Here is a 554-nt window from a genome sequence, read left to right on the forward strand (position 1 = left end):
TTCTGCACGGCTGGCTCAAGGAACGGTTCGCGGCGATCCTGGCGACCATGCCGCCACCCGCCGCGCCAACCGATGCGACGCTGACCCATGCCACATGGGAGGTATGGCAAGAGGGCTTGGCGGAGCGCTTCACCTTGCCGGTTGATTTGCCGCCGCTGCGCATGCTCCTCATTTGGGACAACCTGACCGGCCACAAGAGTACCGGGATGGTGCTCTGGCTTTGCCAGCATGGCATCATGCCGCTCTACACCCCGCTCGGCGGCAGCTGGCTGAACATGGCCGAGTCTATCCAGCGCATCCTCAAGCGCCGCACGCTCGATGGCCAGCATCCACAGAACCCGACTGAGATCGGCACCTGGTTCCAACAGACAGCACAAGCCTGGAACCGGCAGCCAACGCCCTTCCTGTGGAACGGCAAGCGCCGGAAAAGGCGACGCAAGCAATACGGCGACGCACGCGCACTCGGCGGCTCAGGTGCTCACACCCACCAGCCGCTGTCCCGGCACGACAGCAGTCAATGAGAATGGTGCATTACGAGGCAAGTGACCCACTAG

At 63.5% G+C, this 554-nt stretch carries 1 protein-coding gene; it reads left to right on the forward strand.

The window, feature by feature from the left end; all coding sequences use genetic code 11:
* Window positions 1-521, forward strand: a 521-nt coding sequence (locus Q7A36_RS40725) for a transposase (RefSeq protein ID WP_305109473.1), incomplete at its 5' end; no start/stop codon positions are given.
* Window positions 522-554 lie beyond the last annotated feature (33 nt).

The organism is Paracraurococcus lichenis, from assembly GCF_030657435.1.
Lineage (GTDB): Bacteria > Pseudomonadota > Alphaproteobacteria > Acetobacterales > Acetobacteraceae > Paracraurococcus > Paracraurococcus lichenis.